The organism is Enterococcus sp. M190262 (assembly GCF_005843965.1).
Classification (GTDB): domain Bacteria; phylum Bacillota; class Bacilli; order Lactobacillales; family Enterococcaceae; genus Enterococcus_D; species Enterococcus_D gallinarum.
Map to the genome: position 1 here is coordinate 2,123,674 of NZ_CP040461.1, position 17,333 is coordinate 2,141,006.

At 42.1% G+C, this 17,333-nt stretch carries 17 protein-coding genes and 1 other annotated feature; of the genes, 16 read left to right on the forward strand and 1 reads right to left on the reverse strand.

The window, feature by feature from the left end; all coding sequences use genetic code 11:
• The first annotated feature begins 45 nt into the window (after positions 1-45).
• The 9 genes from galE to argS all read left to right on the forward strand — a co-directional run bounded on the left by galE (position 46) and on the right by argS (position 9,779).
• Positions 46-1,035: a UDP-glucose 4-epimerase GalE gene (gene galE / locus FE005_RS09975; protein WP_021151224.1), complete on the forward strand. Its 990-nt coding sequence runs from the start codon at positions 46-48 to the stop codon at positions 1,033-1,035.
• A gap of 11 nt (positions 1,036-1,046) precedes the next feature.
• Positions 1,047-2,528 carry a UDP-glucose--hexose-1-phosphate uridylyltransferase gene (gene galT, locus FE005_RS09980; protein ID WP_138371720.1) on the forward strand — a complete coding sequence of 494 codons (1,482 nt, stop codon included), beginning with the start codon at positions 1,047-1,049 and terminating at the stop codon, positions 2,526-2,528.
• A 38-nt stretch (positions 2,529-2,566) separates the two neighbouring features.
• Positions 2,567-3,553 carry a LacI family DNA-binding transcriptional regulator gene (locus FE005_RS09985; RefSeq protein WP_081131705.1) on the forward strand — a complete coding sequence of 329 codons (987 nt, stop codon included), beginning with the start codon at positions 2,567-2,569 and terminating at the stop codon, positions 3,551-3,553.
• 234 nt (positions 3,554-3,787) lie between these two features.
• Positions 3,788-4,510 carry a tRNA (adenosine(37)-N6)-threonylcarbamoyltransferase complex dimerization subunit type 1 TsaB gene (gene tsaB / locus FE005_RS09990; RefSeq protein WP_081131704.1) on the forward strand — a complete coding sequence of 241 codons (723 nt, stop codon included), beginning with the start codon at positions 3,788-3,790 and terminating at the stop codon, positions 4,508-4,510.
• On the forward strand, positions 4,494-5,036 hold the full coding sequence (gene rimI, locus FE005_RS09995) for a ribosomal protein S18-alanine N-acetyltransferase (RefSeq protein WP_021151217.1): 543 nt from the start codon (positions 4,494-4,496) through the stop codon (positions 5,034-5,036). Before tsaB ends, rimI (FE005_RS09995) begins: the two co-directional genes overlap by 17 nt.
• Positions 5,029-5,490 carry a ribosomal protein S18-alanine N-acetyltransferase gene (gene rimI / locus FE005_RS10000; protein ID WP_003126862.1) on the forward strand — a complete coding sequence of 154 codons (462 nt, stop codon included), beginning with the start codon at positions 5,029-5,031 and terminating at the stop codon, positions 5,488-5,490. Before rimI (FE005_RS09995) ends, rimI (FE005_RS10000) begins: the two co-directional genes overlap by 8 nt.
• Positions 5,487-6,506 carry a tRNA (adenosine(37)-N6)-threonylcarbamoyltransferase complex transferase subunit TsaD gene (gene tsaD / locus FE005_RS10005; RefSeq protein WP_003126863.1) on the forward strand — a complete coding sequence of 340 codons (1,020 nt, stop codon included), beginning with the start codon at positions 5,487-5,489 and terminating at the stop codon, positions 6,504-6,506. The genes rimI (FE005_RS10000) and tsaD overlap by 4 nt, the downstream gene beginning before the upstream one ends.
• Positions 6,507-6,702: 196 nt before the next feature.
• Positions 6,703-7,713: an ornithine carbamoyltransferase gene (gene argF / locus FE005_RS10010; protein ID WP_081131703.1), complete on the forward strand. Its 1,011-nt coding sequence runs from the start codon at positions 6,703-6,705 to the stop codon at positions 7,711-7,713.
• Between the two features lie 80 nt (positions 7,714-7,793).
• Positions 7,794-7,996: a binding site (T-box leader), on the forward strand.
• 91 nt (positions 7,997-8,087) lie between these two features.
• Complete coding sequence (gene argS / locus FE005_RS10015; protein ID WP_003126865.1) at positions 8,088-9,779, forward strand: arginine--tRNA ligase; 1,692 nt, start codon at positions 8,088-8,090, stop codon at positions 9,777-9,779.
• 62 nt (positions 9,780-9,841) lie between these two features.
• On the opposite strand, the gene FE005_RS10020 is transcribed toward argS, so the two are convergent.
• Complete coding sequence (locus tag FE005_RS10020; protein WP_003126866.1) at positions 9,842-10,312, reverse strand: arginine repressor; 471 nt, start codon at positions 10,310-10,312, stop codon at positions 9,842-9,844.
• Positions 10,313-10,614: 302 nt separating this feature from the next.
• Between FE005_RS10020 and rpsB the strand changes: the two genes are divergently transcribed.
• The 7 genes from rpsB (at position 10,615) to rseP (ending at position 17,294) form a co-directional block, all read left to right on the forward strand.
• A complete protein-coding gene (gene rpsB, locus FE005_RS10025; protein WP_003126867.1) occupies positions 10,615-11,403 on the forward strand; it encodes a 30S ribosomal protein S2 in 789 nt (262 codons plus the stop codon).
• A gap of 113 nt (positions 11,404-11,516) precedes the next feature.
• Positions 11,517-12,398: a translation elongation factor Ts gene (gene tsf, locus FE005_RS10030; RefSeq protein WP_005472197.1), complete on the forward strand. Its 882-nt coding sequence runs from the start codon at positions 11,517-11,519 to the stop codon at positions 12,396-12,398.
• A gap of 144 nt (positions 12,399-12,542) precedes the next feature.
• The gene (gene pyrH, locus FE005_RS10035; protein WP_003126869.1) at positions 12,543-13,265 is read left to right on the forward strand and encodes a UMP kinase; all 723 of its coding nucleotides are present in this window, start codon (positions 12,543-12,545) and stop codon (positions 13,263-13,265) included.
• Position 13,266: 1 nt separating this feature from the next.
• Entirely contained in the window at positions 13,267-13,824 is a 558-nt protein-coding gene (frr, locus tag FE005_RS10040) for a ribosome recycling factor (RefSeq protein ID WP_003126870.1), read from the forward strand.
• 163 nt (positions 13,825-13,987) lie between these two features.
• Complete coding sequence (locus FE005_RS10045) at positions 13,988-14,785, forward strand: isoprenyl transferase (RefSeq protein WP_003126871.1); 798 nt, start codon at positions 13,988-13,990, stop codon at positions 14,783-14,785.
• Positions 14,782-15,588 carry a phosphatidate cytidylyltransferase gene (locus FE005_RS10050; protein WP_003126872.1) on the forward strand — a complete coding sequence of 269 codons (807 nt, stop codon included), beginning with the start codon at positions 14,782-14,784 and terminating at the stop codon, positions 15,586-15,588. The genes FE005_RS10045 and FE005_RS10050 overlap by 4 nt, the downstream gene beginning before the upstream one ends.
• Before the next feature lie 437 nt (positions 15,589-16,025).
• Entirely contained in the window at positions 16,026-17,294 is a 1,269-nt protein-coding gene (rseP, locus tag FE005_RS10055; protein ID WP_081131699.1) for an RIP metalloprotease RseP, read from the forward strand.
• Positions 17,295-17,333: the final 39 nt, after the last annotated feature.

Below are 17,333 nucleotides of genomic sequence, written 5' to 3' on the forward strand. Positions count from 1 at the left end.
GTAAGACGGATTCATTGAATAAATGAAAGAAAAGGATGATTAAGAATGGCTATTTTAGTATTAGGTGGCGCCGGATATATCGGCTCTCATGCAGTTGATCAATTGATTACGAAAGGATACCAAGCCGTTGTCGTGGATAACCTTTTAACAGGTCATCGTCAAGCAATCCATCCAGAGGCTGTTTTCTACGAAGGAGATATTCGAGACAAAGCATTTTTGCAAAGCGTTTTTGAGAAAGAAACGATTGATGGCGTGATCCATTTTGCCGCAAGCTCTCTTGTCGGTGAATCAGTTGAGAAACCGTTGAAATACTTCAACAACAATGTGTATGGGATGCAGGTATTATTAGAAGTAATGAAAGACAACAACGTTGATCATATTGTCTTTTCTTCTACTGCAGCGACTTATGGCGAGCCAGAACAAAGCCCAATCACAGAAGAAACACCTACAAATCCCAAAAATCCTTATGGGGAAAGCAAACTCATGATGGAAAAAATGATGCGTTGGTGTGATGAAGCTTACGGCATGAAATACGTCGCTTTACGCTACTTTAATGTTGCAGGAGCTAAATCAGATGCTTCAATCGGGGAAGACCATGATCCTGAGACTCACTTAGTTCCAATCATCTTGCAAGTCGCTTTAGGTCAGCGTCAGGAGCTAGCAATTTTCGGTGATGACTATGATACGCCAGATGGAACTTGTATCAGAGACTACGTACACGTAGAAGATCTATGCAACGCCCACATTTTAGCATTAGAATATTTGAAAAAAGGCAATCCTAGCAATGTTTTCAATCTTGGCAGCAACAATGGCTACTCAGTCAAAGAAATGTTGGATGCAGCGCGTACTGTTACGCAAAAAGATATTCCAGCGAAAGTAGCACCGCGACGTGCCGGAGATCCGGGAACATTGGTCGCTTCTAGTGATAAAGCAAAAGCGGTGTTAGGTTGGGAACCTAGTTACACCGATGTGAAACAAATAATTGAAACAGCTTGGAATTGGCACGTTAGCCATCCAGAAGGTTATCAAGACTAGGAGGCAACAAAATGACGCTCAGTCAAACAATCTGTGATTTCGTGACATTAGCGATCCAGGCTGGTGGATGGATGGAAATGGATCGTATTTATTTACAAAATAGGATCCTTGGTATGATTGGTGAAGAAGCCTTTGAATCAGCTACTGTACGACCGGTCGAAGAATCAGCCGTGGTATTGATGGATCAATTGGTCACTCAAGCAAAAAAAAATCAGGTAATCGGCGAGGCACTTGCTGAAACCGAAATCCTTGAAGCGCAATTGATGGATTTCTTGACGCCACCGCCTTCTGTGGTCAATGCTTTCTTTGCCCAGCACTATGCAAAAGACCCACAAGAGGCAACGGATTATTTTTACCATTTGTGTCAGCAAAATGATTACATCAAGACTCGAGCCATCAAGAAAAATATTGTTTTTCCGGTAATGACCGAGTATGGAGAATTAGAGATCACGATCAATCTATCCAAACCCGAAAAAGATCCGAAAGAAATCGCTGCGCAGCGAGCAGCAGCAGCGATCGATTATCCTAAATGTCTCCTTTGTATGGAAAATGAAGGTTATAAAGGGCGGCTGAATTACCCGGCTCGAACAAATCATCGCATTATTCGGATGAATCTGGACGGCGAAGCGTGGGGGCTTCAGTACTCTCCGTACGCTTATTACAATGAGCATTCCATCTTTTTGTCTTTAGAGCATCGTCCGATGAAGATCACGCGCAAAACCTTTGATCGTCTATTGCAAATCATTGAGGTTCTGCCTCACTATTTTGTCGGTTCAAATGCTGATTTGCCAATCGTAGGTGGATCGATCTTGTCCCACGATCATTATCAAGGTGGACGGCATACATTTGCGATGGCAAAAGCACCCATTGAGAAAACATTCAAACTAGCTGGTTTTGACGAGCTAACGGTGGGAATCGTTAAATGGCCGCTTTCGGTTATTCGGATTCAAGGTCGAGACAAGCAAAAAGTGGCTGCTGCTTCTGATTATATTTTGGCACAATGGAAAGAGTACTCAGATCCTTCCGTTTCGATCAATGCTTATTCAGAAGATGGCACACCGCACCACACCATCACACCAATTGCTCGAAAACAGGGCGAATACTTTGAAATGGATCTTGTTCTTCGGGATAACAATGTTTCTGACGAACATCCTGATGGTATTTTTCATCCTCATAAAGATGTTCAGCATATCAAAAAAGAAAACATTGGGTTAATCGAGGTGATGGGATTAGCGGTCTTGCCTCCACGTTTAGCAACGGAGTTAGAAGAAGTGAGGGCCTATCTTCTTGATCAGCCAAATCAAATTGCTGCTTATCATATTCCGTGGGCACAAGAGATGAAGGAAACCTACACCATCACTGAGGAGAATGTAACAGAGATTGTTTATCAAGAAGTTGGTGGGATTTTTGCAAAAGTTTTGGAATACGCAGGAGTTTTCAAGCGAGATGCATCCGGTCAGGCTGCATTCATGCGTTTTATCAATAAACTTTGAAGTTATTGAGATGAATTTGAAAGAATGGAGGCGCGGGAATGGCTACAATTAAAGATATTGCTGAACAGGCAGGCGTTTCACCAGCGACTGTTTCTCGTGTCCTCAATTATGACAGTGAGTTAGCCGTCAGTTCAGAAACCAAAGAAAAAATATTCAAAACCGCCGAAGCACTGAACTATACAAAGCATAAAAAGAAAAGCCAAGTCGAAAACGGTCGGATTCGTTTGATTCAGTGGTTTGATACCGAAGAAGAACTGGCAGATCTTTACTATTTAGCTATTCGGCTTGGGATTGAGAACAAGACGGAAGAATTGGGGATTCGCTTGTTAAAAGAATCGTTTGCTTCTATCAGTGAGACCCAAGTAGATGGAACGATTGCTTTAGGAAAATTTGATGCCCAGCAGATCGCACAATTAAAAAAGACGCAGCCTCATCTGCTACTCGTTGATTTTGACGGGCTGTCGGCTGGAGTGGATTCATTGGTAGTCGATTTTCAGCAAGCAGTGGATTTGGTTATTGATCATTTTGTTGCTAAAGGACATCAAAAAATCGGTATCTTATCTGGTATTGAATTTACAAAAGGAAGTCGACAAGAAATTGAAGATCCGCGGCTGACGCTATTCAAGGAACGACTGACACGCTTGCGTCTTTATGACGAAGGGTATCACATTGCAGCACCGTTTACTGTCGAAGATGGATATCAGGCAATGAAACAGTTCTTGCAAGACGCCTTGCCACTGCCTACTGCGTTATTTGCTTCCAGCGATGCTTTAGCCATCGGAGCACTGCGGGCACTGCAGGAAGAAAAGATTCGTGTGCCAGAAGATATCTCCTTGATCGGCTTTAACGATGTCAGTGTTGCCAAGTATGTTTTTCCAACCCTTTCGACAATCAAAGTTCATACGGAGTGGATGGGAGAGTTGGCTGTAACCACACTACTTGAGATCATCAAGAATCCAGCTCCTGTTCCGCGAAAGGTTACTATCGCAACGGAGTTGATTAAACGTCAATCTACGAATCAATGATGGGGAAGTTCATCTGCAACAAATAGAAATGTCCTGAGAATCTATGGGAAAAAGTCTCCAGTAATGGAACAGTTTTCCGTCGCAGTCAGAAACTGTCGCGGCTGCCATAGATTCTTTGGCCATTTTTTTAGTTCACCAGTAACCATGCACCTATGAAAGCAAATAAGCAAAGTTTGGCATTTTATCAGAATATGGTAAAATATGAGTGAGTTTTTTGATTGGGGAGAAAAAGCAATGAAAACATTAGCGATCGATACATCAAATCAAACATTGGCCATTGCAGTCATGGATGGTCAGGAGATTCTAGGACAAAGTCAGACGATGGCTATCAAAAATCACAGCAGTGCATTGATGCCGGCAATCGATTTATTGATGCAATCTGTGGGGGTATTGCCGCAGCAGTTAGAGCGAATCGCAGTTGCCCAAGGTCCGGGATCTTATACAGGATTGCGGATCGGTGTCACGACCGCTAAAACATTAGCCGATACATTACATATCCCATTGGTGGGCGTGTCGAGTTTGAAGAACATAGCTGCGAATTGTGTTGGGGTTTTGAAAGTGATCGTGCCATTATTTGACGCACGTCGCAACAATGTCTATGCTGGTGGCTATCGTTGGCAGGAAGGGAAGCTGCAGTCAGTGATCCCTGACCAGCATGTGGCATTACCGACATTGTTGCATGCACTAGCTGAGTTGCACACAGAGGTACTTTTTGTTGGCGCTGATGCTGCAAAATTTGCCCCGCAAATCACTGAAGCCATGCCGTCTGCACAGATCAATCACGTTTCTTTGTGGAATTATCCGAATGGCGTCGTGTTGGCAGAATTAAGTGAAACAGAGGAACCCGTTTCGTCGATCCATGATTTTGTGCCAGAGTATTTGAAACTTGTTGAAGCGGAAGAAAAGTGGTTGGCATCTCATACTCCAGGAGCGGATACGTATGTTGAAAAAATTTAAATCTTTCAAAGGAAAGCTGACCCTTTTTCGTAAAGTTCAATACCCAGAACAGACGAAAACGATTCAGGATGAAACGTATGTGATTCGTGAAATCGTCGGCGAAGATATCAAAGAGTTACTGCAAGTGGAACGATTGGTGTATGCCGGCGAGCTGCCTTGGACCAAGAGCGCGTTTCTTTCAGAGATTTATTCGCGATTTAAGCATTTGTACTTGTGTATCTTACAAAATGAGCGCATGATCGGTTTTGCGGGCGTTCGTTTGTTGGGAGAAGATGCTCATATTACCAATATTGCTGTTATACCTGAATATCAAGGCCGAGGTGTCGGCTCTTTTTTGTTGACTGAAATCGAACAGTATGCGCGAAAAAACAAATGTGACAGAATTTCGTTAGAAGTGCGTTTAAGTAATCGTGACGCTCAGCGGCTTTATCGACAGCTGGGCTTTGTCTCGCGAGCGATCAAAACTGCCTACTATACAGAAGGAAATGAAGATGCATTGGATATGGTGAAATTTTTAAATGAATAAACTGTTGAATAAAGAAGAATTGCCTGCAAAAAGTGAAGAGCTGTTATGGCAATTGGCAGAAGCGAGTTACCAAGATGGCTCTCCCTGGACTTGTGAACAATTCAAGCAGGATTTGGCTGCTGTTGACAGTCACTATTTAGTACTCCAGCCAATGGAGGCATTTGTTAGTTACCGTCGGGTTTTAGACGAAGCTGAAATCTTTAATCTCGCAGTCTTACCGGAAAAAAAAGGACAGGGATTGGGGAAACTCTTGCTGCAAGCTGTTATTCAGTCTTGTCAATCTGCTGGCGTCGAAAGGATTTTTCTAGAAGTGCGGGTCCGTAATTTTCCAGCACAAGCCTTATACCTGCGAATGGGTTTTGAAATCATTGGGCGGCGCAAAAATTATTATAGTCATCCTCAAGAGGATGCATTGATCATGGAAAAGAAAGTGAGGCCAGCATCAATCAAATGAATGAATTGATTTTAGCCATTGAAAGCAGCTGCGACGAAACAAGTGTCGCTGTCATAAAGAACGGGGACACGATTTTAAGCAATATCGTGGCTTCTCAAATTAAAAGTCATCAACGTTTTGGTGGCGTTGTCCCAGAAGTAGCTAGTCGACATCATGTGGAGCAGATTACTCTTTGTTTAGAAGAGGCACTGAAACAAGCAGAAGTGACACCAGAAGACTTATCCGCTGTAGCGGTCACGTACGGTCCAGGCTTAGTGGGGGCGTTGCTGATCGGTCTTTCGGCAGCCAAAGCGTTTGCCTGGGCGCATGGATTACCCTTGTTGCCAGTCAATCATATGGCGGGGCATATCTATGCGGCCCGTTTTGTCAAACCTCTGACCTTTCCATTGCTTGCCTTGCTAGTGAGCGGTGGACATACGGAGTTAGTTTATATGACAGAAGATGGTTCCTTTGAGATTATTGGCGAGACACGTGACGATGCTGCAGGAGAAGCATATGACAAGGTAGGACGAGTCTTAGGACTTTCTTATCCTAGCGGAAAAGAAATCGATCGTTTGGCGCATTTAGGTGAGGACACGTACCATTTTCCCAGAGCAATGATTCATGAAGACAATTTTGATTTTAGTTTTAGCGGATTAAAGAGTGCCTTTATTAATTTTGTCCATAATGCGCAGCAACGAGGAGAAACATTGGACGAAGCCAACCTTGCTGCTAGTTTTCAAGCAAGTGTCGTAGAGGTTTTGGTCACTAAGACGATTCGCGCCTGCAAGACTTATCCTGTCAACCAATTGATTGTTGCAGGTGGCGTTGCTGCAAACCAAGGCCTGCGTCAGGCACTAGATGAAGCAATGAGTGACCTGCCTGAGATTGACTTGATTATCCCACCTTTGCGTTTATGTGGCGATAATGCGGCAATGATCGGGGCCTTTGGGCATATTTTGTTAGAAAAAAAACAGTTTGCCCCACTATCTTTGAATGCTGTGCCAAGCCTAAGTTTTGGTCATGAAATGAAATAATCAAGCATTTGCTGCTCAACAGTACAGAAAAGACCGTGGCGTCATCGGGATACGAATCCGAATGGCAGCCCACGGTCTTTTGTTTAATTATTTGGATAAAATTGATTAAAAATACGTAAAACTTGTACATATTGAATAAAAATTAGAAAAGATGTATACTGGCTAAAAAACATAGGCAAGAAAGGGTGCAAAAGAAATGAAATCCGTTTTTAAAGGTCGCAGTTTTTTAGCAGAAAAAGATTTTACCAGAGATGAATTGCAGTATCTGATCGATTTTTCATTACATGTAAAAGAATTAAAGCAAAAGAATATCCCGCATCGTTATTTGGAAGGAAAAAATGTCGCTCTTTTGTTTGAAAAAAATTCTACTCGGACACGAGCTGCCTTTACCGTTGCTGCCGTTGATCTAGGAGCGCATCCGGAATTTTTAGGAGCAAACGATATCCAGATGGGATCAAAAGAGTCTGTTGAGGACTCTGCAAAAGTATTTGGTCGGATGTTTGATGGGATCGAATATCGAGGATTTAGCCAAAGAATCGTTGAAGACTTGGCGAAATATTCTGGTGTACCTGTCTGGAATGGATTGTCTGACATGTGGCACCCGACACAGATGATCGCAGACTTTATGACGATTCAAGAAAATTTTGGCAGTCTTGAAGGTCTGACGATCGCTTACTGCGGCGATGGAAGAAATAACGTTGCGCAATCCTTACTTGTGACTAGCGGGATTCTCGGTGTTGCTATTCGAATCATCGCACCAAAAGAATTACAGCCGGAACAGCAAGTCATCGAGCTGGCAGAGCAATTTGCCCAAGCATCACAAGCCGAAATTTTGATTACAGATGATGTGGCAGCTGTAGCAGGAGCAGACGTCGTTTATACCGATGTATGGGTTTCAATGGGAGAAGAAGCAAAATTTAAAGAACGAATCGACTTGCTGATGCCTTACCAAGTAAATGCCGAATTAATGAAAAAAACCAATAATGAACAAGCCATTTTCCTCCATTGTTTACCAGCTTTTCATGATACACAAACCAAATATGGGGCCAAAATCGCTGCTGATTTTGGCTTGAAGGAGATGGAAGTGACGAATGACGTTTTTCACAGCAAGCAAGCGCGCCAGTTCGATCAAGCAGAAAATCGCCTTCACTCTATCAAAGCCATTATGGCTGTCACCCTTGGAGATCTTTTTATTCCAAAGGTTTAACTAGCGAAATCCATGCAAAGGCGAAAAACCGGCTAGCCAAACCGATTATTTTTTGTTATACTTTCTGGGAACAAAATAGTAGATAATCGATGAGCAAGAAGAGTAGCTTTTGTTTTTCAGCGAGTTCGGGAAGGTGTGAGCCGAACAATCAAGAAAGTGAAGCGCACTTGTGAGATTTTGCCTAGCAAACGGAATTCTGCCGTTATCAGAAATAAGTAGGTCTTTTAAGAATCATTCCTTAAAGGACAAATAGAGTGGTACCGCGGGAAATCTCGTCTCTAGTGCATGTGATGCACTAGAGGCTTTTTTTAGTTGTTCCGTATGTACATTCGCTGGGCATTGCTTTCGTATCGAAACAAATGGAGGGAAAGAAAATGAATAATAAACAAATCGTTGCACAAGCTATTTATGCCGCTGTCAAAGAAGATTTGACTTTAGAACAAGTCAGTCAATTGTTAGAAAATCCTAAAACTGCTGAACACGGAGACGTTGCTTTTCCTGCCTTTGCTTTAGCCAAAGTCTATCGCAAAGCACCGCAACAGATCGCTAGCGAACTGGCGGAAAAAATTGATCCAGCTTCTTTTGAAAAAATCGAAGTCGTGGGTCCATACTTGAACTTTTTTATGAATAAAGAAGTGATCAGCGAACACGTCTTACAAACCGTCTTGAAGGAAAAAAATCATTATGGAGATCAATCAATTGGCAATCAGCAGGCGGTTCCGATTGATATGTCTTCACCAAACATTGCGAAACCAATCTCCATGGGCCATTTGCGTTCGACGGTGATCGGTAATTCGATTGGCTTTATTCTTGAAAAAATCGGTTATCAGCCAATTCGGATCAATCATTTAGGAGACTGGGGAACTCAATTTGGGAAATTGATCGTCGCCTATAAAAAATGGGGTTCTGAAGAAGCAGTTAAAAAAGAACCAATCAATGAACTCTTGCGTTTATATGTTGAATTCCATGAACAAGCAGAAAATGATAAAGCGTTGGAAGATGAAGCCCGGGCATGGTTCAAGAAGTTAGAAGACGGTGATCAAGAAGCAACCGAATTATGGCAATGGTTCCGCGATGAGTCATTGCAAGAGTTCAACAAAATCTATGACATGCTGGAAGTAAGTTTTGATTCATTGAATGGGGAAGCCTTCTACAATGATAAAATGACGGAAGTCGTTGAACTTTTGGAAGAAAAACATTTATTACAAGAAGATCAAGGCGCAGAAATCGTTGATTTGACTGCCTATGATCTCAATCCAGCGTTGATCCGCAAATCTGACGGCGCAACATTATATATCACTCGGGATATGGCGGCAGCATTGTACCGCAAACGGACTTATAACTTTGCTAAGTCTCTGTATGTTGTCGGTAACGAACAAAGCTATCATTTTAAGCAATTGAAAGCAGTTCTTAAAGAAATGGGCTTCGATTGGTCAGATGATATGCACCACATCCCATTTGGTTTGATCACCAAAGATGGTAAGAAGCTGTCTACTCGTAAAGGAAAAATCGTTTTATTAGAAGAAGTATTGAATGAAGCCATCGAATCTGCGAAAGAACAAATCACAGAAAAAAATCCAGGCTTAGCGAACAAAGATGAAGTGGCAAAACAAGTGGGTGTCGGTGCGGTCGTCTTTCATGATTTAAAAAATGATCGCCTGAACAACTTCGATTTCACATTGGAAGAAGTCGTTCGTTTTGAAGGAGAAACCGGACCTTACGTCCAATATTCTCATGCACGGGCGATGAGCATTTTAGAAAAAGCACAATTTGATCCTGCCAATGCGCAAGCTCTTGCTTTGAATGATGCAGAGAGCTGGGAAGTGATCAAGTTGATCCAACGCTACCCAGAAACTATCTTACAGGCTGCAGATAAATATGAGCCATCAGTGATTGCTAAACATGCGATCAAATTAGCGCAAGCCTTCAATAAATACTATGCAAATGTCAAGATTTTAGCAGAAGATGCGCAAAAAGATGCTCGATTGGCATTGGTTTACGCTGTAACAGTCTTGTTAAAAGAAGATTTGCGTCTGTTAGGATTACATGCACCTGATAAAATGTAAATAAAAAAAAAGATACCAACGGCAGCCTATATGCTTGCCACTGGTATCTTTTTTTCGATTCTTTAGAGAATAGCATGGGACTTGATATATTCAGTCAGCTTGATGGCATCTTCATTTGTACGGGAAATAACGGCTACTGTATCAAAGCCGGCGAGAGAACAAACTTTCTCAGGCATCGAAACTTCATCTAAAGCCGCTGCCAATAAAGGTGCATTGTCAGGGATCGTATTGATTAGCGTCATAAATTGAACACGATCCACTTTGGTGACGACATCTTCCAGCATGTGAATCAGCCGTTGTTCTTCCGCTTTTTCATTTTCTTGAGTATTCATTCCTTGAAAGAGAACAAATTTTGTTTGTCCAGTCTCATCAGGCTGTTTGACAATTTTTAGATCACGGATATCGCGGGAGATCGTTGCCTGCGTAGCGGTTACTCCTTGTGCTTCGAGCAACTGCAACAGTTCTTCTTGAGTTCCCACACTATGTTCTGCAATAATCTGTTTGATCAATAAATGCCGGTCGGATTTACGCATAAATAGACTCCTTTAATTGAATTCTTCAGCATTATCATAGCAGAAAAAGGATTAAAAACCTAGGCTTTAGTCAGACTGAACACCCGTTGTTTGTAAGAAAAAAATGTAAAAGTAAACAGCTAGGTTTATGAGGAAAAGCAGTTGCAATTCTTTAGTAGCTACTGTATACTGTTTAAGGCGTGAGTTTTTTGACTCCGCAAATCCACATCTTGTTCCATCTGCGAAGCGGTGCTGATAATCAGTTCTTCGAAGAGCTAAAGAGCAAGAGAGGAAATCAAAAACCAAATTGGAGGAAACACATCATGGCAGTAATCTCAATGAAACAATTGCTAGAAGCCGGCGTACACTTTGGACACCAAACACGTCGCTGGAACCCAAAAATGAAGAAATATATCTTCACAGAAAGAAACGGTATCTACATCATCGACTTACAAAAAACTGTTAAGTTAGTAGATGCAGCATACGACTACATGAAAAACGTTGCTGAAGAAGGCGGAGTTGCTTTGTTCGTAGGAACAAAAAAACAAGCTCAAGAAGCAATCAAAGAAGAAGCAATCCGTTCAGGTCAATACTACGTAAACCATCGTTGGTTAGGTGGAACATTGACGAACTGGGAAACTATCCAAAAACGTGTTGCTCGCTTGAAACAAATCAACAAAATGGAAGAAGATGGCACATTTGATGTCCTTCCTAAAAAAGAAGTCGTTGGTTTGAACAAAGAACGCGAACGTCTTGAAAAATTCTTAGGCGGTATCGCTGATATGCCAAGAATTCCAGATGTAATGTACGTTGTTGACCCACGCAAAGAACGCATTGCGATCCAAGAAGCACGTAAATTAAATATCCCAATCGTAGCGATGGTTGATACAAACTGTGATCCAGATGAGATCGACGTAGTTATCCCATCAAACGACGATGCGATTCGTGCCGTTAAATTGATCACTGCTAAAATGGCAGATGCATTTATCGAAGGCAACCAAGGCGAAGACCAAGTAGTTGAAGAAGATTTTTCTGCTGAATCAACAGAAAATGCTACTTCAATCGAAGAAATCGTTGATGTTGTCGAAGGCGACAATGTATCAGCTGAATAAGAAATGATGGAGCTGTTTCAAAGGCTAGGCGCCAAGCCTCACTCTCCTTTGAAACAGCTTTTTTAAAAGGCAAGTTCAGGCTTGTTAAATGACATTTAGGAGGAAAACAAAAAATGGCAGAAGTAACAGCTAAATTAGTAAAAGAATTGCGCGACATGACTGGTGTAGGTATGATGGATGCAAAACGTGCCTTAGTTGAAGTCGAAGGAGATATCGAAAAAGCCGTTGATCTATTACGTGAAAAAGGAATGGCTAAAGCTGCAAAGAAAAATGATCGGATTGCTGCTGAAGGATTGGCATCTGTTGCTATCAACGGGAATGCTGCTGCAATCGTTGAAGTAAACTCTGAAACAGACTTCGTTTCTAAAAACGAAATGTTCCAAGATTTAGTTAAAGAAATCGCAGAAGTAATCGCTGCAAACAAACCTGCTGACATGGAAGCTGCTTTGCAGTTGGAAACATCAAAAGGTAAAATGGAAGCAGCATTGATCGAAGCAACTCAAGTTATCGGTGAAAAAATTAGCTTCCGTCGTTTTGAAGTTGTTGAAAAAGATGACAACTCTGCTTTCGGCGGCTACTTGCACATGGGCGGACGTATCGCTGTCTTGACTGTTCTTGAAGGAACAACAGACGAATCAGTTGCAAAAGATGTCGCTATGCACGTTGCTGCAATCAATCCTCGCTATGTGAATGAATCTCAAATCTCACAAGAAGAATTGGATCACGAAAAACAAGTTTTGACTGAACAAGCATTGAACGAAGGCAAACCAGCCAACATCGTTGAAAAAATGGTTGAAGGCCGTTTGAAAAAATTCAAAGCAGAAATCGCTTTGGTTGACCAACCATTCGTTAAAGATCCTGACATGACTGTTGAAAAATTTGTTGCTTCAAAAGGCGCAACAGTGAAATCATTTGTTCGTTTTGAAGTCGGCGAAGGTATCGAAAAACGCGAAGATAACTTTGTAGAAGAAGTTATGAGCCAAGTCAAAAAATAATTCTGTTCCTTGAACAGATGGGAACGCATGGAAGTGCGCTCCCTTTTTTTAAGCAAAAACCGATTTTCAAAAAAATTGCACAAATTCAAACAGAATGGCGCCAATATGCTACAATAGTATTGGAGAATGTACGGAGGAATCATCATGGGTAAACCAAAATATCAACGTGTTGTGTTAAAATTGAGCGGCGAAGCATTGGCAGGGGATGAAGGATTTGGTATCAAACCGCCAACGATCCAAGAAATCGTCAAAGAGATCAAAGAAGTCCATGAACTTGGTGTTGAAATGGCGATCGTAGTAGGCGGCGGTAACATTTGGCGTGGTCAGATTGGTGCACAAATGGGCATGGAACGAGCGCAAGCAGACTATATGGGAATGTTGGCAACTGTCATGAATGCATTGGCGTTGCAAGACACTCTTGAGAACGCTGGCGTACCGACTCGCGTCCAAACATCGATCGAAATGCGCCAAATCGCAGAACCTTATATTCGCCGTCGGGCAGAACGTCATCTAGAAAAAGGGCGTGTAGTGATCTTTGCTGGCGGCACAGGGAATCCTTATTTCTCAACAGATACTACGGCTGCCTTAAGAGCAGCTGAAATCAATGCAGATGTGATCTTGATGGCAAAAAATAACGTCGATGGTGTCTACTCAGCAGATCCAAAAATCGATCAAAGTGCAGTGAAGTTTGAAGAGCTTACGCATCTAGAAGTGATTTCGAAAGGATTGCAAGTCATGGATTCCACTGCAAGCTCATTAAGCATGGATAATGATATTCCGTTAGTTGTCTTTAATTTAAATGAACAAGGAAATATTCGCCGTGCAATCTTAGGAGAACATATTGGAACGACAGTAAGGGGGAAATAGAATGGCTGACAAAATTTTAACAGAAGCAAAAGATAAAATGAAAAAAGCAGCAGAAAACTTGCAGCGCGAGTTAGGACAAATTCGTGCTGGTCGTGCGAACGCAAGTATTTTAGACCGTGTGATGGTAACCTACTATGGTGTTCCAACACCACTAAATCAAATGGCATCAATCACGATTCCTGAAGCGCGTATTTTGATGATTACGCCTTTCGACAAAACAATGATCCAAGAAGTCGAAAAAGCGATCATGCAAAGCGACATCGGTATCACACCTGCTAACGATGGTACAGTAATCCGTTTAGTCATTCCGCAATTGACGGAAGAGCGCCGGAAAGAATTGGCAAAAGATGTGAAAAAAGAAGCGGAGAATGCGAAAATTGCTGTCCGTAATATCCGTCGTGATGCGATGGATGCTTACAAGAAGCAAGAAAAATCTGGCGATATCACGGTCGATGATTTAAGAGAATCAGAAAAAGAAGTTCAAACATTGACAGACAACAGTATTAAAGAAATCGATCAGATCGCAGCTGAAAAAGAACAAGAATTATTAGAAGTATAAGAAGCAGGGGCGCACAAGCGCCCTTTTTTTATTCCTAACAAAGAGAAAATGTTTTTGTTTTTCTTTAATATAGATTTCTTTTTTTACTTTTCATAGGCAAGAAATATGATTATTGTTATAATGAAAAAGATGAATTTTACGAAATGGAAGAGGAGCGAATCATATGTTGCGTTTTTTTCCACAAAAAGACAAATATGTTAAGGAAGAAACTGAATACGAACTTGATCCGGCATTACCTGTGCCTCAGCATATCGCGATCATTATGGACGGAAATGGCCGCTGGGCTCAGAATCGGCGTTTACCGCGGGTGGCAGGGCACAAAGAAGGGATGGAGACAGTGAAGACGATCACGACCCATGCCTCGCGGCTTGGAGTCAAAGTCTTGACATTGTACGCATTCTCAACGGAAAATTGGAAACGACCAAATGAAGAAGTCGATTACTTGATGCAATTGCCAGTTGATTTTTTTGACACGTTTGTACCAGAGCTGATCAAAGAAAATGTGAAGGTCCATGTGATGGGCTTTACTGAATATTTGCCTGCTCACACTCAAGATGCTGTCAATCGTGCCATCGAACAGACCAAGGAGAATACAGGAATGGTCCTGAATTTCGCTTTGAACTATGGCAGTCGTGCTGAAATGCTGCAGGCGATCCAAAAGCTGTATGAAGAACTAGACCACACACAGGAGACGGTAGAAATCACCGAAGAAATGATGGACCAGCATCTCATGACTGGCTTCTTGCCTGCTGCACTTCGCGATCCTGAATTGGTGATTCGAACGAGTGGTGAAGAACGGATCAGTAATTTTCTTCTTTGGCAAATTGCTTATAGCGAGCTCTTTTTCACTAAAGCATTATGGCCTGACTTTGATGCCCAATTGTTAGAAGCTGCCATCGGCAGTTTTCAACAGCGAAATCGGCGTTTTGGCGGGTTGAACAAGAAGGAGGACAAAAAGTGAAACAACGTGTGATCACCGCAGTGGTGGCATTAGCATTTTTTTTACCAGTTATTTATGTCGGTGGAATAGCCATCGAGTTGACGGCAGCTTTACTTGCCGGAATTGGTGTGTTTGAATTATTTCGGATGAAAGGATTAGCGGTTCTCAGTTTTGAAGGGGTGTTATCGATTCTTGGGGCTGTGATCTTAGTCTTACCTAAGGATCCTTGGTTTGCTTTCTTACCAGCAAATACAGATAAAAGTGCCTTGTTTTATCTGATTGTCTTGTTGTTGCTAGGGATCGCTGTCGTTTCCAAAAATATGTACACCATTGATGAAGCAGGTTTCCCCGTTTTAGTCAGTCTGTATGTGGGTGTCGGCTTTGAACGTTTCTTGACGGCTAGATTAGTACCAAACGGATTAGTTGTGCTGATTTTTGGCTTGTTTATTGTTTGGGCGACAGATATTGGTGCTTATATGGTTGGCCGCCGATTCGGCGCACATAAGCTATGGCCGGAGATCTCACCGAACAAGACCGTTGAAGGGGCATTGGGCGGAATTGTTTCGGCAGTCGTTGTGGCAGCTCTTTATTTGTTGGCATTCCCAGGCAACGATTACTTTGGCCATGGAAGTCTGATCATGATCGTATTGACGATTATTTTTTCGATTGCTGGTCAGTTTGGTGACCTTGTCGAATCAGCTATCAAGCGACACTACGGAGTAAAAGATTCAGGCAATATTTTGCCTGGCCACGGCGGGATTCTTGATCGTTTTGATAGTATGCTGTTTGTTTTTCCAATCATGTACTTATTAGGTGTTTTCTAAAGCAATCATTTAGTTAGTCTAGATAAACGAGCAATAATCACTTGCTTGACTAGATAAGTGCTAGGTCATTAATTTGTTTGATCAGCTCCGCAGAAAGAAGACACTTTTTAACCTCATTTTAACCTTATTTCAACCTCTAAATGAAGCCTGTTTTCACGGGACCAGACATTTAGAGGTTTTTTAGTTCTCGACTATTTGGCGGTCGAAGCTTTTTTGACGGACCACTGTGAAGAATGCGAGGGTAAGGAAAAAAGAACACTCTTCCTGTTAAGGAATGTGTTGTGAGAAAGAGCCACAGTCTTTTTATGCGTGTTAGAGCTTGGTTCTTTAAATTCTTGTTACAATAACGCCGGAAGTTCCTCATTAGGTGTGGGTGTGATAAAATAAAGAAAGGTTTCCCCTTTAACAAGAGGGAACAGTGAAAGCGAGGAAACAGAATGAAAACGATTCTTGTGTTTATTATCATATTTTCTGTTGTGGTCGTAATCCACGAATTTGGACACTACTTCTTTGCCAAACGTGCAGGGATTTTAGTTCGGGAATTTGCCATTGGAATGGGTCCAAAGCTTTTTGCCCATCAAGGAAAAGATGGAACGACTTACACGATTCGAATGTTACCATTAGGTGGCTATGTTCAAATGGCAGGCTGGGGCGAAGATGAGACAGAGCTGACACCAGGTATGCCGATCTCACTTGTGCAAGACAAGGATGGAAAAGTCATCAAGATCAATACTAGCAAAAAGGTGCAGTTGCCTCATGCGATTCCAATGGAAGTGGTAGACTTTGATCTCGAAGAAAAGTTGACGATTGCAGGGTACATCAATGGAAATGAACAAGAAAAAGTCGCTTATGCGGTCGATCATGATGCAACCATTATTCATGAAGACGGTGTGGAAGTAAGGATTGCACCGAAAGATGTTCAATTTCAGTCAGCGAAACTTTGGCAGCGAATGTTGACCAATTTTGCTGGACCGATGAATAACTTCATCTTAGCTTTTGTTTTATTCACAGGGTTAGTGTTTGCACAGGGTGGTGTACAAGATGTGAATACGACCAGCATCTCTGGTATCCAAAATGGTTCACCAGCCGCTGAGGCAGGCTTGAAAGATGGCGATGAGATCTTAGCAGTCAATGGCAAGACAGTATCCAACTGGCAGGAATTGAGCAGTGAGATCCAAAATTATCCTGACACGAAGATCCCCCTTGAAGTGAAGCGGGGAAGTGATACATTAACGATTGAAGCAACGCCAGAAGGGAAATCTGCTGAAGGAGAAAAAGTAGGATTTATGGGAATCAGTCCTGGCTTGAAAACAAGTCTTGGTGACAAGCTATTAGGTGGCTTGAAATTGACCTTCAACAATGCTTTACTGATTTTCCGAGCTGTCGGTAATTTGATCGTACAACCAGATCTGGACAAATTAGGCGGTCCGGTGGCCATTTTCCAATTGTCCTCACAAGCAGCCTCACAAGGGGTAGCCTCTGTCGTCATGATGATGGCGGCGATCTCCATCAACTTAGGAATCTTTAATTTGTTGCCTATTCCAGGGTTGGATGGCGGCAAACTCGTTTTGAACATTCTTGAAGGTGTCCGAGGTAAACCGATCAGTCAAGAAAAAGAAGGAATCATCACGTTAATTGGGTTTGGTTTTTTGATGTTGCTGATGGTGTTAGTGACTTGGAATGATATTCAGCGCTTTTTCTTTTGATTAGAGGAAGCAGCTGATATGGGCCAAGCAGGGTGTATG

Bases quoted from the DNA above. Each gene is read 5' to 3' on its own strand.
- tsaD (WP_003126863.1), top strand. From the start codon at position 5,487: ATGAATGAATTGATTTTAGCCATTGAAAGCAGCTGCGACGAAACAAGT.
- FE005_RS10045 (WP_003126871.1), top strand. From the start codon at position 13,988: ATGTTGCGTTTTTTTCCACAAAAAGACAAATATGTTAAGGAAGAAACT.
- argS (WP_003126865.1), top strand. From the start codon at position 8,088: ATGAATAATAAACAAATCGTTGCACAAGCTATTTATGCCGCTGTCAAA.
- FE005_RS09985 (WP_081131705.1), top strand. From the start codon at position 2,567: ATGGCTACAATTAAAGATATTGCTGAACAGGCAGGCGTTTCACCAGCG.
- tsf (WP_005472197.1), top strand. From the start codon at position 11,517: ATGGCAGAAGTAACAGCTAAATTAGTAAAAGAATTGCGCGACATGACT.
- rimI (WP_021151217.1), top strand. From the start codon at position 4,494: ATGTTGAAAAAATTTAAATCTTTCAAAGGAAAGCTGACCCTTTTTCGT.
- rseP (WP_081131699.1), top strand. From the start codon at position 16,026: ATGAAAACGATTCTTGTGTTTATTATCATATTTTCTGTTGTGGTCGTA.
- rimI (WP_003126862.1), top strand. From the start codon at position 5,029: ATGAATAAACTGTTGAATAAAGAAGAATTGCCTGCAAAAAGTGAAGAG.
- frr (WP_003126870.1), top strand. From the start codon at position 13,267: ATGGCTGACAAAATTTTAACAGAAGCAAAAGATAAAATGAAAAAAGCA.
- pyrH (WP_003126869.1), top strand. From the start codon at position 12,543: ATGGGTAAACCAAAATATCAACGTGTTGTGTTAAAATTGAGCGGCGAA.
- FE005_RS10020 (WP_003126866.1), bottom strand. From the start codon at position 10,312: ATGCGTAAATCCGACCGGCATTTATTGATCAAACAGATTATTGCAGAA.
- argF (WP_081131703.1), top strand. From the start codon at position 6,703: ATGAAATCCGTTTTTAAAGGTCGCAGTTTTTTAGCAGAAAAAGATTTT.
- galT (WP_138371720.1), top strand. From the start codon at position 1,047: ATGACGCTCAGTCAAACAATCTGTGATTTCGTGACATTAGCGATCCAG.
- galE (WP_021151224.1), top strand. From the start codon at position 46: ATGGCTATTTTAGTATTAGGTGGCGCCGGATATATCGGCTCTCATGCA.
- tsaB (WP_081131704.1), top strand. From the start codon at position 3,788: ATGAAAACATTAGCGATCGATACATCAAATCAAACATTGGCCATTGCA.
- rpsB (WP_003126867.1), top strand. From the start codon at position 10,615: ATGGCAGTAATCTCAATGAAACAATTGCTAGAAGCCGGCGTACACTTT.